Genomic DNA, 13,218 nt, shown 5'->3' on the forward strand with positions numbered 1-13,218 from the left:
AACGCTGTCCCGGACTGCCCCAGCGGGTCAGAGCAGTTCGCCCGCCAGCGAATTCGGCGCCGAGGCGGTGATTCTCACCTGCGCCAATGTGCCCGGGCCGATGCCCTCGGCCGCCACATGCACCGCATGCAGGTAATCCGACTTGCCGACCCATTGCCCGGGCAGACGGCCGGGTTTCTCGAACAGCACGCCCACGGCGCGCCCGACCATCGAGAGCTGCGTGGCCTTCTGCTGCGCGGTGATCAGCGCCTGCAGCTCCTGCAACCTGGCATCCGCCACCTCGGCCGCGACCGGGGTGCGGCTGGCGGCGGGCGTGCCCGGACGCGGCGAATATTTGAACGAGAACGCCGCGCCAAAGCCCACGGCACGGATCAGATCGAGGCTGGCCTGATGATCGGCCTCGGTCTCGCCGGGGAAGCCGACGATGAAATCCGACGACAGCACCAGATCGGGCCGCGCCGCCCGCAGCCGCCCGACCAGGCGCAGATAGTCCTCGGCGGTATGCTTGCGGTTCATCGCCTTCAGGATCGGGTCCGAGCCCGATTGCACCGGCAGATGCAGATAGGGCATCAGCTTCGGTTCGTCGCCATGCGCGTCGATCAGATCCTCGGCCATGTCATTGGGGTGGCTCGTGGTGTAGCGGATGCGGTCCAGCCCGTCGATCCGGGCCAGCGCCCGCACCAGACGGCCAAGGCCCCAGACGCCCTCCGGCCCCTCGCCGTGATAGCCGTTGACGTTCTGACCCAGAAGCGTGATTTCGCGCACCCCCTTGGCCACCAGCTTTTCCGCCTCCGACAGGATGCGGGCCACCGGGCGCGAGAGTTCGGCGCCGCGCGTATAGGGCACGACGCAGAAGGCGCAGAACTTGTCGCAGCCCTCCTGCACGGTCAGAAAGGCGGTGGGGCGGGTCTGCACCGGGCGTTCGGGAAGCTTGTCGAACTTGTCCTCGGCGGGGAATTCGGTGTCCACCGGGCGCTCGCCGCGCGCCACCGCCGCCACCATCTCGGGCAGGCGGTGGTAGTTCTGGCTGCCCACCACCAGATCGACCAGCGGCATCCGGCGCATGATCTCCTCGCCCTCGGCCTGCGCGACACAGCCCGCGACACCGATCGTCAGGCCCGGTTTCGCCTCCTTGAAGGGGCGCAGCCGGCCCAGATCGGAATAGACCTTTTCGGCGGCCTTTTCGCGGATATGGCAGGTGTTGAGCAGCACCATGTCGGCCTCGGCCGGATCGTCGGTCAGGGTATAGCCCTGCACGCCCATCGCCTCGGCCATGCGCTCGCTGTCATAGACGTTCATCTGACAGCCATAGGTCTTGATGTGCAGCTTTTTCGGCGCGTCGGACATGGGGCCTCCCGGGGTTGGCGCCCGATACCGCAAACGCGCCGATGCCGCAAGTTTTGCGGCGGGACGGTGCCGCCAGAGCGAAAAAAAAGGGCCGGTTGCCCGGCCCCCAAGTCAGCGATGAGAGAGTGCGGGGACGCTGGCCGACCGCGATCTTACTTGGTCAGGATCAGCTTTCCCTGCCGCGTGATACGCAGCGTGTAGGTTTGTCCGTCGAGGTCGATCTGCGCCAGATTGCCGCCCCGGGTCAGGATGCGGGCGTCATGCGCGGGCAGGACCGGGGTGGCGCTGCCCGACAGCGGAAGGCTCATGTTCATGCGCGCCCCTCCCTCCGGTCAAGAACCGCCTCGTGGCGGTGGGCGTGATCAAGCCCGGTGCACAGCGCGGCGACCAGATCGGAGAGCGAGAAGGAAACCTGCCCCCGGTCGTCGCGCTGCGGCGCGGCCGGACAGGTGCGGAAGGAAAGGGCAAGGGCCATGGGCGGATCCTCGGGTTGCGATCGATGACCGAAACCTGACAGAAATTATTAGGTATGTAAAGTCCGATTCTTTTAGTCGGATACACTCTGGCACGCCGCCGCCGCCGCGGGCTCGGGCTGCGGCACAGGTTGCGGCTCTGGCAACGGTTGCGGGCGGCCGAAATGATAGCCCTGCGCGGCCTCGAAGCCGAGTTCGCGCAGCAGATCGGCCACCTCGGCGCTTTCCACCCCCTCGGCCACGGTGTGCAGACCGAGCGCCTGCGCCAGCATCACGATGGCGCGCAGGATCGGCGCGTTGCGCGCATCCGCCTGCAGCCCCAGCACGAAGGATTTCTCGATCTTCAGCCCGTCGATCGGCAGATCGCGCAGATGCGACAGCGAGGCGAAGCCGGTGCCGAAATCATCGAGCGTGATCCGCAGCCCGGCCGCGCGCAGCCGCGCGAAGCCCGCCACCAGCTCGGGGGTGCGCTGATCGACCAGCACCGTCTCGACGATCTCCAGCTCAAGCTGCGCCGGCGCCACCCCGGCCCGCGCCAGCGCCCGCAGCAGATGCGTGGCGAAATCGCCCCGGCGCAGGCTGTGCTCCGAGACATTCACCGCCACCCGGCCCAACACTGTCCCTGTCCCTGTCCCCGTCCCGGCGCGGCGCAGATCGGCCAGCACCCGGCGCAGCACCGCCGCATCCAGAAGGGCGGCACATTCGGGATCGTCCAGCGCCTCGGCCCAATCCCCGGGGCCGCTGACCTGCCCGGCCCGGTCGAAGATCCGCACCAGCGCCTCATGGCCATCCGGGGCGCCATCGGCCAGCCGCAGCTTCGGCTGATACCAGACCCGGATCCGGTCTTCCTGCACCGCGTCGCGCACGCAGCCGATGGCCCGCCGCCGCGCATCGACCCGCGCCAGCATCGCGCCGCGCAGGAAATCGGCGCCGCCGCCCGCGCGCTTGACCTCGCTCAGCGCCGCCTTGGCGCGGGCAAACAGCGCCTCGGGGGCGCGGCCATCCTCGGGAAAGGCCGCAAGCCCCATCGCCGCGCGCAGCCGCACCGTGCCGCCGACCCCGGCCAGCGGCAGCTCAAGCGCCGCCGCGGCCGCCGCCGCCAGCCCCCGCGCCGCCGCATCGGGGTCGGCGGCGGGCAGCAGCAGCGCGAATTCGTCGCCCACCAGCCGGGCGGCGACCCCCGCCCCGGGCAGCAAGGCCGCCAGCCGTCCGCCGATCTCCTGCAAGATCGCATCGGCGCGATCCGCCCCGAGGCGGTGGTTCACCGCGCCGAAATCCGCAATGTCGATCAGGACCAGCGCCAGCGGCTCCGCCCCGGCACAGGCCTCGCGCAGCTGGCCGCGGAAATGATGCCGGTTCGCCAGCCCGGTCAGATCGTCGAGATGCGCCAGCCGCCACAGCCGCTGCCGGTCTTCCTGCGCCCGGGTGATGTCGCAAACGACACCCTGCACCCGCTCGACCCGGCCCCGCGCCCACAGCGCCTCGCCAAACAGCCGGATCTGCCGCAGCGCGCCATCGGGGGTGCGGATCGCCGCCTCCAGATCCAGCGGCGGATGCAGCGCCTCGGGCGTGGCAAGACAGGCCCGCAGCTGGCTGCGCAGCGGCTCCGAGACCAGCCGGTCGAGCAGCGTGTCAAGCCGGTCCGCCGGGCCGGGCCGCAGCCCGAGAATGTCGAACATCCGGTCCGAGCCCTGCAGCCGGTCCAGCACCGGGTCCCAGCACCAGGCGCCGACCTCGGCCATGCGCTCGATCTGCGCCAGCCAATGCGCGCGGGTCTGCGCCAGCGCCACTTCGCGCGCCTGATCCTCCTCGAAAAGATGCCGCCGCTCGGCCTCGAAAAGCACCAGCGCACAGCCCCCGCCCGCAGTCTGCCGCGCCGAGACCAGACAGCGCCGGGCACCGCCGCGGCGGTCGGGCAGCGCCAGCGACGCCTCGTCAAGCCGCCCGTTCAGCCGCAATTGCGGCAAAAGCTGCGTCGTCCAGAACAGCCGCCCCGCCGGCGACAGCAGCCCCGGCAGATCAAGCCGACCGATCACCTCGGCGGCGGGGCGACCGATCCAGTCGCACAGCGTCGCATTGGCGCTTTCGATGCGCCCGGCCGCATCCAGCTGCAAAAGCCCGCAGGGCGCTTCCCGCGCGGCGGCGCCGTCCTGCGCGGCAGGATCGGAAGCGGGCCTCGCGCAGACCGGAACGGGCTCTGGCGGCGGCGGGCACATCGCGGGTCAGACCTGCGGCGGGGGGGTGTCGAAGGCCGCCCGCAGCGCCGCCACCACCGCCTGCGGATGGCTGATATGCGGGCAATGGCCGGAACTGTCGAGCCGCACCAGCCGGCTGCCCGGGATCGCCCGATGCACGAAATCGACCGCGGTTTCCGGCGCAATCGGATCGTCGGGCGATTGCAGGATCAGCACCGGCACCCGCAGCCGCGGCAAGAGCGCCCGGGTGTCGGAAAAGAAGGTGGCGCGGGCAAAGGCCGAGGCGATCTCGGGGTCGTTGCGCTGCAGCCGCTGGGCGAAGTCCCGCGCCAGATCCGGCCGGTCGGGATTGCCGGTGGCAATCGGCGCGAAACTGGCGGCCCAGCCGAGGAAATTGCGGTCCATCAGGGCCAGCAGGTCCTCGACCATGTCGCGGCTGAACCCGCCGTGATAGCCCTCCTCGTCCAGATAGCAGGCCGAGGGGCCGATCATCACCAGCTCGGCGAAAAGGTCGGGCCGCTCCAGCGCCGCCAGCGCGCCGATCATCGAGGAGACGGAATGGCCGACGAAGCGCACCGGCCCGAGATCCAGATGCGCGAGCAGGCGGACGACATCCCCGGCATAGCCCTGCAGGCGGGCGTGGCGCTGGCGGTCATAAAGCGCCGGATCGGCCAGGCCGCAGCCCGCGTGATCGAACAGCACCACCCGATGCCGCGCCGAAAGCGGCGGCGCAACGTCTTTCCAGACCGTCTGGTCGCAGCCATAGCCATGCGCCAGAACCACCGGCGCCCCCTGCCCGCCAAGCATGCAAAGGTTGCAATCCAGGCCGTCAAGCATCCGCCCTTGCCCCCGAAAGTTGAATCGGTCGTGCCGCAAAGATAAGTCTACCGGTCAAAATTCGTTCTGCAAACCTTGCGACGCGAAAATCTTTGCCCCCCGGCCCCCGGCCCGCGCCCGCGTCCGCGCCGGTCAAGCCCGCTTGCATTTGCCCGCGCCATCCGCGACGTTGCGCAAAAAGGGGCCAAGGGCATGGACTACGCTTCCCAGACCGACTTCCTGAACATGGCGCGCGAGGTTCTGGCCCAAGGGCCGGTGGCGGTGATCCTGGCCGAGGATCTGGTCGAGGTGGACAGCACGCTGCGCCACCATCTGAAGCTGGGCTTTCGCACGCTGATCCTGTGCGCCCCCGCGGCGCTGCGCCTGCCCGACGATCTTGCGGCGCAGGTCCACCGCATTCCCTGGATCGCCGATCACCCCGAGGCTTTTCTGGACGCGCTCAATCCGCTGATCGCCGCGGCACCGGCGGGCACCTGGTTCTATTACGGCTTCAACGCCGAATACCTGTTCTTCCCCTTCTGCGAGACCCGGTCGGTGCGGGAAATGCTGGCCTTTCACACCGAGGAACGCCGCTTCGGCATGCTGAGCTATGTGATCGACCTCTATGCGGCCGATCTGGGCCGGAACCCCGACGGGGTGAACCTGGCCGAGGCGATGCTCGACCGCACCGGCTATTACGCGCTTGGCCGCCCCGATCCCGACAATCAGGGCCGCCCGCGCGAACGGCAGCTGGATTTCTTCGGCGGCCTGCGCTGGCGCTTCGACGAGCATATCCCCCCGGCGCGGCGCAAGATCGACCGGATCGCGCTGTTCCGCACCGCCCCGGGGCTGATGCTGCGCGCCGATCACACGCTCTCGGACGAGGAGCGGAACACCTTTGCCTGTCCCTGGCACCACAATCTGACGGCGGCGATCGCGTCTTTCCGGGTGGCCAAGGCGCTCAAGCGCAATCCGGGCTCGACCTATGACATCCCGACGTTCCGCTGGCACAATTCGGTGCCCTTCGAATGGTCGAGCCGCCAGCTGCTGGATCTGGGCCTGATGGAACCCGGGCAGTGGTTCTGAACGGGGGCCGCGTGTAAGTGTGCTGTGCCATTGAAACTTGCCGCAATTCACCGACATCACGAACTCGTTACTTGCTAACGTATTGTAATATATGTGTAAAAATTAGCCCCCTCGTCGGGGCGCGATTTCGTGCCATAGAAAGTGCCGCAATTGCCATTCATCAGGCCCGCAAATTTCTTCCGGCATTTTGCACGCGGTGCGCGCCTTCCAGGACGCGTGAGGAACAAATGCGAAAGGCCCGATGCGAACATCGGGCCTTTTCGTCGAAGCGGATGATCCTGCGATCACGGGTCGTCCGGCGGCGGATCGGATTTCTTGCGGCGCGGCTTGCGGCCAGGTTCCGGCTTGTCGATCGCCTTTGCAAAAAGCTTCCAGACATCGATCTTGTGCCAGTCCTCGGCCAGAAACGGGTTTTCGGCACTGGCGCAATCCGTGCGACGTTCGAAGGCTGCCGCAAAATGCCGAAGTTCCACTTTCGAAGACCCGTCAAGTGTCGCCGCAACAATCGCCCCGATAACCAGCTCCATGAAAACTCCGAGCCGATTTGCCGAACCGGCGATCAGGCGCGGCAGAAAATCGTCCTGATCGAGCCCACCGGTTTCGAACCTCGCCCCTTCGACAAACTGCGTCAGGATGCTGGTCAGCATCTTGCGATCAGTCGCATAGGCGAGCGCAGGAATGCCGATCACATTGAGCCGACGCGCGAGCTGAGGATCCTCGTTGAGCAGCACCTGCAGGGTCTCGGTGCCCGAAAGAACGAGACAGACCGGCCATTGATCGTTCTGGGTGAGCGTCTTGAGGGTGCTCAGGACGGCGCGGCGCTGAAGAACATTGGCGCTTTCCAAAAGATCCTGAGCTTCATCGAGATGGAGGATCTCGACACCCTGCTGCTGCAACTGCCAATGGATCACCTCCCAGATGTCGGACGCGCTGTCGGTGTCACGACGCTTTGGGGAGTCCTGGCCGATACAGCCGAGTTCCCGCAGGATTGCGACGCCGACGGACTTCAGGTTGGCCGGGGTTTTCACCTTCACCGACAGGATGAGGCGGTCGCCCGGGCGGCCGCTCTTGCCGTTGAGGGTTTCGAGCTCCGAGAAGAGCACGTCGAGCGTGCGGGTCTTGCCGCTGCCCGTCGGCGCCAAGAGAGCCAGTCCACGGGCCTTGCGCAAGGTTCCGGTGGCTGCCGCCGCCTTGCGCTGTTCATGCAACATGAGGATTTCCTCAAAAACATGGTCATAGCGCTTGGTCCGCACGAATTTCGCTTCCAAAGCGGCGTTCTTGGTGGCCGCCGCCTTGATGCGTTCGAGGGTCTCGTTGGAGCGGGGTGCAGCGGTCGTCATTCCGAAATCTCCACGTAATCGTCGTCGTTGTCGTCGGTCCGGCTGTCATTGTTCCCGCTGGCGGAGGCGGGCGGCGTCGCCGCGTCTGCGGCGACTTCGCACTGGGCGATGCGAAGCATATCGTCAAAATCGTCTTCGAGCAGCGCGCCGAGCGTCGGCCCATCGGCGGCTTCGATGGCGTTGGGGCTCTGATCGATGTGGCTCATCGAGCGGGTAATTTCCTTCTCGATGCGGATCAAAGTTTTCGAGTTCAACGAGTCCGGGCCGACGTTGCAGCGCGTTTTCGCGGCATCGACGATGGCGCGAACGCTGTTCAGGGTATCTTTGACCGTGCGCCTGCTTTCTCGCGCGAGCAGCTTGTTCTGTGCGCGCATCACGGCCAGGGTCTCCTGCCAGTCGGCAAGATGGATCCCGTCGAAGAAATCCCATTTCGCCCTGAGCGGGTGCCATTCACCGTCCCAAAGCACCGAAATCCACCCCAGATTGTGCTCATCGACGCGACAGTCCAGCATATCGTTCTTCTCGTGCAGGTGGATATGGGCGGTGAGTTCGCTCGCATACTCGATCCCGAACAGGATGATGCCACGGCCCGTCACTTGCCTGCGGAAGCGGCGTCCGAACGCCTCCCGCCGTTCGTAGCCAGACAAGTCATCGACAAGCGGATATTTGGCCGTCAGCCGCGCCCACGCATGTGCGGGTGTCTCGCCGCCCAAACCGAAATGGGGCTCATGATGATAGCAATCGACGATCCATTTGACCAAAATACGCGTCAATTCATCATCAGTGAGGCAGGCCGTTTCCGCGCTCGGGTAGTCCCCGCGTTCCTGGGTATTGGAGAAGGTGCGACCCGGCAGGAGCGGCATCACCTTCGTGCCGACAGTGCGGAAAAAACGTTCGATGGTTCCGCGTTGGCTGGGTTCTCCGGCTTCGGTATACATCACGCTTGCCTGCATGGCGGCCGCCGCCATACGGATGCGCTGGGGCACGAAACCTGTCCCGTTGTCCATGACGGCCAATTCCCACCGGCCGCCTTGGCACCAGTCACTTTTGCAACCATACGCCGCAGCGATGTCGCTTTTGTTGCGTGTGGCCTGCTCCATCACCCGCAACGTCGCTTCACGACACGGCGCCGAGGTGACGACGATGCCAAGGATGCAGCGCGTCGCGACATCAATCGCCACGACGGCCCAGCGACGCGTCCGCTCGAGCTTGCGCAATTGCTCAACCGTCATTTTCGCTGCGCGGCCGCTGTCGATTGCGATCGACAAGACATCGAGTTGAACCTCGTCGATCTCGATGCGCTCGAGAGGGCGCGTGACCATCAAACCGGTGTCGGTGATCTTAAACTTGCTCTTCGCCGCCTTTTCTCCGTGACGATTGGCATAGGTCTCGAGCGGATCGAGCTTGTCGATCTCGCGATAGACCGTCCGCAGGCAGGGGTATTCAAGCTGGTCTTGTCCGCATTGCCTCCGGCGGGCATTTTCTTCGTCGATGGCATTTTCCACCGCCGTGAGCACCAAGCTGCCGCCCGGACGCTGACGACTTTGATATTCAGCGCGCACCACGGTGCGCAAGATGCTGGCGGCCGCAAGATCAAGCCGCCGAGCCGAAGGCCGGGTCACCTTTTTGGGGGCGAGGGCAAGGAGATCCTTCCCCGCCTCGGTGTAGGCGTTCATCATCTTGCGCATGGTCTTGAGCGAGGGCACATCGAAAACGGCACGCTTGGTGCGATGATTTTTTTTGCGCCCCGCATGGGCGTAGACATCCATGTGCGCCTTCAGCGCCGGAAGCTGCGCCTTCATGCTCGCGTCGCTGCGGGACATTTCGCCGTTACGCTCCTTGGCGAGCAGCCACTCCGTCATTGCGACATTGGCGTTGAGCTTTTCCGTCTCATCATTGTCCAGACGGGCGAGGATGCTGCCAGTGGCCGTTTTCCGCTCGCGCCGGTGCTCAGCGGTGAAATACCCCTTGATGACGCGATAATCCGGGCTGAGGCGCAGCTTTTCCAAAGCCGCGAAATCCAGAAACTTGCGCAGGCGCGGCTCACTCAGGGTTTCGAGCCAGAGCCCGGCCTCGGTGACCTCGGTGACGCAGTATTGCGTGGTGCCGATAAAGACCAGATCTTCAAGATTGGCGATGCGGGCGGCAGATTTGGTCATTTCATACTCCTGTGTTGGCTGACCAGTGGGGTGGCAGTTGGGTGCAGGGCCCCGGTCGCCTGCGCTCGGGTGCGCAGGCGTTGGGCGTTCGAAGATTTCGCGAGGGATCAGATGTGGCCGGGCGCCATGCCGGCGGGAATGACCCAGCCGTCAGGTTCGATCAGCGTGCCCGGGCGCACCGACAAGAGGCCGTTGCCGATGGCGCGGACCACCGCCGGGAAGGCGCGTTCGCCGAGGCCGGTCCAGTTGATCAGGCTTTGCACGCTGATTTCGTCGGCGAGGGTGGCGGCGAAGGCTGCAATCTGCTGGTCCGCGTCAGGATCCTGCGAACGACGATAGTTCCGGATCAGGAGAGCATTTCGGAATTGCACCTCCGTCACATGGCGCTCCGTCCGGACCAGAATATTGTCGAACAGTTCCGGCATGAGATCGGCACGCATCATCGCAACCTTTGTCAGGAACTCCTTGTCCTGCGAGAGCTTCCAGGGCTTGACGAGGACCGCGATCTTGCGACCGTCGCGCAACCGCACGATGAGGTCGGGATAGTGATGCCGGTCCTTGTCGATCCGCTTGTCCTCATAAGTGACCCGAAGAGCCTGAGTGTCGATACGCTCCGTCAGCGGGTTGTTTTCGAGGCAAACGAAAATCCTATATTCTTGGTAGCTTTCCTGCTCGCGGATCATGATGGCATCGTCGCCAACGTGGCGGGCAGACACACTCAGACGGCAACTCGCGGTGGATTTGCGGATCACCTTGCGCGCCGAAATGGCCGGGATCACCGCCCGGGGCTTCGGACCCTCAAACGGCGACGGAGCCTTACGCGGGGCGCATTTCGGCGGCTGATTTTCCGGCATATAGCCGAGCTTTTGTTTGACGCTCTGCATGCGTTGGCGGTGCGCGTCGATCATGGCGTGGATACCCCGCATCACAGCCCCCCATTCGACGAAATCGCTTTATACGCAGGGAATTGGCCGTTGCCGGCCGCCTCCAGTTCGGTCATCAAGCGACCCCGCAGTTCAGAGAAGAACTGCGCGATATCGTCCCCGGGATCGGGGTGGTAAGGGAGCAGGGGGAGCCCCAGGAACACGCGATAGAGAGAGTCCCCCAGAATGGAGACGATGTTGATAATCCGGGACAAATCGGACGCGGAAACGCCCTTGATCCGCGACTGCCCCGCAGTCGTACGCCGCTGATTGATGCCGCCCATTTCCGCGACATAACGGCGGTGAAGAGCCTCCTTCATCTCGCCGGGATCCCGCAGAAATTCGTTGATCAGCACCACCGCGAGTTCGGCCGCATCGGGGGCATGGGCGTCGAGAATCTCGACGGCGGGCGCGAGTTCAGGGCGGACGGTTTCGCGCTGGTAGAGCGACAGCGCCAATTGGATAGAGATTTCTTCACGCATAGCTTCTCCTTTCTCGAACTTGTCGAGGGGTCCGGGTTACGGGTCCATGGGAGGCCTCTTGCGAGGCGGGCTGTGCCATCGCCGTCATGACGATGGAGGTCAGGATTCAGGCAAAGCGCGACCGTGGCCACGGTCAGGGCATTGCTGGGCAGAATGGTTGTGGTGTATTTGTCGGCGTTTCGCCGACCGGATTGATCAGGCTATTATGCCTATCGCCGTCCGGCCTGCTTGCGAAAACGAGGTGGCCATGACTGCCAACTCATTGCAAGAAATACATTTTTCGACCATGTGCGAAAAATGGAATGAAGGGACTTTATCGCTGACGGCCCCGGCGCGGTAGTTGCGTTGCCAGCACGTCACTTGCATTTTCCCGCCCGAATTTTTCGCGGCCAGGCATGGAGCCATAACCGAAACGGAATTTGCAACTGCGCGCAACAATACGATCAGGATCGCAATGAATCGCAGCAGCGGAGTGCCAATATTGAGGGTGCCCGTGGGGATGGGCGCGACATTCTCAGACACCGAGTCGCCGAAACTGGGCATGAATGCGCTGGTCATTTTTCGCTCCGGTACGCTGCGGAAAGTTTTCGAATGACCCGGTCGTGAAAGACCGTCTTGCGCTCCCAGTCGGGGCACTCCTTCTCAGACAAGTCGTCAGGCATGAATTTCAGAGAGATGTCGTATTCGTCATCAAAGAACTTGAACACCGCGATGGGAGCGGTGATATCGGCGTGGCTGATCTCGAGGCTCGCGCGCCCCTTGTTGCCGTGCGGGAGTTGGTTTTCGGCCAATCCCTCGATCCATCCCGCGATGAATGGCCCCAAACTCGGGAAGATCTTCACACCTTCAAGTTGTTCCGCCATGACGTTGCTCAGAATTGCGAGAAGTCCCTCACTCTGGGTTGACGCGTGCCATAGCTCGATTTCGTCGGCCCAAACGGCTCCATCGAGCAGTTTGAGGTCGGTCACCGCGCGAATGAATGCGGGTGCTTCCTTCATGGCGACGCCGCCAGCGATACCCAAACTGACATGAAAAAAGTCAATCGCGTCCATCGGTAGCGCGCCGCGCCCCCGCCCACCATTTTTGCGAAGCCCATGTTCCATCAGGACACGGCTGACCACTTCGGTGCTGACGAGCGATACGCCGAAGATCTCCGCGATCTTGAGAGCCATCTGGGTCGAGTTCGCCATGGGAAGGGTCCTTCTGCGTTCGTGCTTATGATTTAGGGCACAATTTTTCGCAGCGCAAGGCTAAAGAAAATATTTCGGGATATAATTTCGTTGAGCTTGGTTGGCCCGTCCGGACCGGTCCATGATCTTCGGTCGATCTGCAGCCCTGATCGCGCCCCCGCTGGCGCAGCGCCTCACTTTGCGATCTGGCGTTGCTCCAGGGTCTCGTCGTTGCCATCACTGCGCATCGCGTCGGCGATCAAGTGATCGACCATCTCGTCGAAATATCCGATCAGTTCGCGGTGCAGCGTGCGAAATTCCGCCGCGACGGTTGCTTCGAACGCGCTCTGCCGCACGCGGACCATCACTGTGGTGCGACGCTGTCGGGGATAGCGGTAGGGACGAACGCCATGCTTGCGGCAGAGCGCAATGAAGATCCGCACCGACCAGCTGTCGGGGAAAGTATATTGCATCTCGGTTTCCGGCTCGTCGGCGGGTGCCGCAGACCCTAGGCGAGCCTGCAGGCGGTCGATCGCAGCTCCGGCGGCGGCGCGCTCGCCTTCGGTCGCGCCGCGCGCGAACAGGGCCTCGAGCCGGGCAAGCTTGTCACGGATTTCGGCGTCTCGGGACATCGGGTCTCCTATATATTCGGGCGTGGGCACGGAATACCCCTCCCAGAGTCTTCAGGTCCAGCCCCCGAGATCTGGAATGTCGAAACGCCGTGCGCCCGGATGCAAGCGGCCCTCTGCGAGCAGTGCGGCAAAAACGGATTGATCGGGGCGGCCGAGCCGATAATAGCGCGAAAATGTGCGTGCCCAGCCCTCGCTCGGCGCGATGCGAATAAGCGGCGACGTGACTGTGCGCGCGCCTTCGCGCAACCGCGGGTGGCCAGAGACGACACCCACAAAAACTGGCAGATCTTCAACGACCGCGCCACACCAGCGTTCGATCAGGGGCGCATCGGCAAGGTGGATCGCCTCCGGCTCGGCGTCGGCGAGCGCGTCGAGATAGTCGCACAAGCTGACCAGATCGCGCCCCAAGATTGGAGCCGCAGGATCCGAGCCTTGCATCCATCGGTAGGTCCCAAGCAAAATGGGGATTTCGGGGGCGATATCGCGCGCCCCCCCTTGATGCGGATGCATCGTGTTGCGCAGCGTGTCGGATAGGTGCTGCATGGGGCGCAGCGGATCGATGATCTCGTCGGGCGTCATACGGGGCCTCCTTGCTT

14 protein-coding genes are annotated in these 13,218 nt (G+C 64.5%); 1 reads left to right on the forward strand and 13 read right to left on the reverse strand.

What is annotated here, in order from left to right:
* Window positions 1-27 precede the first annotated feature (27 nt).
* The 5 genes from miaB to AC4PTB_RS11680 all read right to left on the reverse strand — a co-directional run bounded on the left by miaB (window position 28) and on the right by AC4PTB_RS11680 (window position 4,852).
* Complete coding sequence (gene miaB / locus AC4PTB_RS11660) at window positions 28-1,347, reverse strand: tRNA (N6-isopentenyl adenosine(37)-C2)-methylthiotransferase MiaB (protein WP_492190112.1); 1,320 nt, start codon at window positions 1,345-1,347, stop codon at window positions 28-30.
* A 152-nt stretch (window positions 1,348-1,499) separates the two neighbouring features.
* Window positions 1,500-1,661 (reverse strand): hemin uptake protein HemP, encoded by a 162-nt coding sequence (gene hemP, locus AC4PTB_RS11665; protein ID WP_013066849.1) that lies wholly within the window; start codon window positions 1,659-1,661, stop codon window positions 1,500-1,502.
* Window positions 1,658-1,822, reverse strand: a complete 165-nt coding sequence (locus AC4PTB_RS11670) for a hypothetical protein (RefSeq protein WP_492190113.1) — start codon at window positions 1,820-1,822, stop codon at window positions 1,658-1,660. The genes hemP and AC4PTB_RS11670 overlap by 4 nt, the downstream gene beginning before the upstream one ends.
* Before the next feature lie 72 nt (window positions 1,823-1,894).
* Complete coding sequence (locus tag AC4PTB_RS11675; protein ID WP_492190114.1) at window positions 1,895-4,036, reverse strand: putative bifunctional diguanylate cyclase/phosphodiesterase; 2,142 nt, start codon at window positions 4,034-4,036, stop codon at window positions 1,895-1,897.
* A gap of 6 nt (window positions 4,037-4,042) precedes the next feature.
* Complete coding sequence (locus tag AC4PTB_RS11680) at window positions 4,043-4,852, reverse strand: alpha/beta fold hydrolase (protein WP_492190115.1); 810 nt, start codon at window positions 4,850-4,852, stop codon at window positions 4,043-4,045.
* Window positions 4,853-5,044: 192 nt separating this feature from the next.
* On the opposite strand from AC4PTB_RS11680, the gene AC4PTB_RS11685 reads away from it, so the two are divergent.
* Complete coding sequence (locus AC4PTB_RS11685) at window positions 5,045-5,917, forward strand: glycosyltransferase family protein (RefSeq protein WP_492190116.1); 873 nt, start codon at window positions 5,045-5,047, stop codon at window positions 5,915-5,917.
* A 284-nt stretch (window positions 5,918-6,201) separates the two neighbouring features.
* On the opposite strand, the gene AC4PTB_RS11690 is transcribed toward AC4PTB_RS11685, so the two are convergent.
* The 8 genes from AC4PTB_RS11690 to AC4PTB_RS11725 all read right to left on the reverse strand — a co-directional run bounded on the left by AC4PTB_RS11690 (window position 6,202) and on the right by AC4PTB_RS11725 (window position 13,201).
* Window positions 6,202-7,257 carry a TniB family NTP-binding protein gene (locus AC4PTB_RS11690; RefSeq protein WP_492190117.1) on the reverse strand — a complete coding sequence of 352 codons (1,056 nt, stop codon included), beginning with the start codon at window positions 7,255-7,257 and terminating at the stop codon, window positions 6,202-6,204.
* Entirely contained in the window at window positions 7,254-9,416 is a 2,163-nt protein-coding gene (locus tag AC4PTB_RS11695) for a TnsB C-terminal domain-containing protein (protein ID WP_492190118.1), read from the reverse strand. The genes AC4PTB_RS11690 and AC4PTB_RS11695 overlap by 4 nt, the downstream gene beginning before the upstream one ends.
* A 107-nt stretch (window positions 9,417-9,523) precedes the next feature.
* On the reverse strand, window positions 9,524-10,342 hold the full coding sequence (locus AC4PTB_RS11700; RefSeq protein ID WP_492190119.1) for a hypothetical protein: 819 nt from the start codon (window positions 10,340-10,342) through the stop codon (window positions 9,524-9,526).
* Entirely contained in the window at window positions 10,342-10,821 is a 480-nt protein-coding gene (locus AC4PTB_RS11705; protein WP_492190120.1) for a hypothetical protein, read from the reverse strand. The genes AC4PTB_RS11700 and AC4PTB_RS11705 overlap by 1 nt, the downstream gene beginning before the upstream one ends.
* A 195-nt stretch (window positions 10,822-11,016) precedes the next feature.
* The gene (locus AC4PTB_RS11710; protein ID WP_492190121.1) at window positions 11,017-11,379 is read right to left on the reverse strand and encodes a hypothetical protein; all 363 of its coding nucleotides are present in this window, start codon (window positions 11,377-11,379) and stop codon (window positions 11,017-11,019) included.
* Window positions 11,376-12,011: a hypothetical protein gene (locus AC4PTB_RS11715; protein WP_492190122.1), complete on the reverse strand. Its 636-nt coding sequence runs from the start codon at window positions 12,009-12,011 to the stop codon at window positions 11,376-11,378. The genes AC4PTB_RS11710 and AC4PTB_RS11715 overlap by 4 nt, the downstream gene beginning before the upstream one ends.
* 173 nt (window positions 12,012-12,184) lie before the next feature.
* Window positions 12,185-12,622: a hypothetical protein gene (locus tag AC4PTB_RS11720; RefSeq protein WP_492190123.1), complete on the reverse strand. Its 438-nt coding sequence runs from the start codon at window positions 12,620-12,622 to the stop codon at window positions 12,185-12,187.
* A 51-nt stretch (window positions 12,623-12,673) separates the two neighbouring features.
* Entirely contained in the window at window positions 12,674-13,201 is a 528-nt protein-coding gene (locus AC4PTB_RS11725) for a DUF6634 family protein (RefSeq protein WP_492190124.1), read from the reverse strand.
* Window positions 13,202-13,218 lie beyond the last annotated feature (17 nt).

The organism is Rhodobacter sp. 4.3.4 (genome assembly GCF_058724655.1).

Coding starts and splice junctions, on each gene's coding strand:
- AC4PTB_RS11675 (WP_492190114.1), bottom strand. CDS start 4,036: ATGTGCCCGCCGCCGCCAGAGCCCGTTCCGGTCTGCGCGAGGCCCGCT.
- AC4PTB_RS11705 (WP_492190120.1), bottom strand. CDS start 10,821: ATGCGTGAAGAAATCTCTATCCAATTGGCGCTGTCGCTCTACCAGCGC.
- AC4PTB_RS11685 (WP_492190116.1), top strand. CDS start 5,045: ATGGACTACGCTTCCCAGACCGACTTCCTGAACATGGCGCGCGAGGTT.
- AC4PTB_RS11720 (WP_492190123.1), bottom strand. CDS start 12,622: ATGTCCCGAGACGCCGAAATCCGTGACAAGCTTGCCCGGCTCGAGGCC.
- hemP (WP_013066849.1), bottom strand. CDS start 1,661: ATGAACATGAGCCTTCCGCTGTCGGGCAGCGCCACCCCGGTCCTGCCC.
- AC4PTB_RS11710 (WP_492190121.1), bottom strand. CDS start 11,379: ATGACCAGCGCATTCATGCCCAGTTTCGGCGACTCGGTGTCTGAGAAT.
- AC4PTB_RS11725 (WP_492190124.1), bottom strand. CDS start 13,201: ATGACGCCCGACGAGATCATCGATCCGCTGCGCCCCATGCAGCACCTA.
- AC4PTB_RS11670 (WP_492190113.1), bottom strand. CDS start 1,822: ATGGCCCTTGCCCTTTCCTTCCGCACCTGTCCGGCCGCGCCGCAGCGC.
- AC4PTB_RS11700 (WP_492190119.1), bottom strand. CDS start 10,342: ATGCGGGGTATCCACGCCATGATCGACGCGCACCGCCAACGCATGCAG.
- AC4PTB_RS11680 (WP_492190115.1), bottom strand. CDS start 4,852: ATGCTTGACGGCCTGGATTGCAACCTTTGCATGCTTGGCGGGCAGGGG.
- AC4PTB_RS11690 (WP_492190117.1), bottom strand. CDS start 7,257: ATGACGACCGCTGCACCCCGCTCCAACGAGACCCTCGAACGCATCAAG.
- AC4PTB_RS11695 (WP_492190118.1), bottom strand. CDS start 9,416: ATGACCAAATCTGCCGCCCGCATCGCCAATCTTGAAGATCTGGTCTTT.
- AC4PTB_RS11715 (WP_492190122.1), bottom strand. CDS start 12,011: ATGGCGAACTCGACCCAGATGGCTCTCAAGATCGCGGAGATCTTCGGC.
- miaB (WP_492190112.1), bottom strand. CDS start 1,347: ATGTCCGACGCGCCGAAAAAGCTGCACATCAAGACCTATGGCTGTCAG.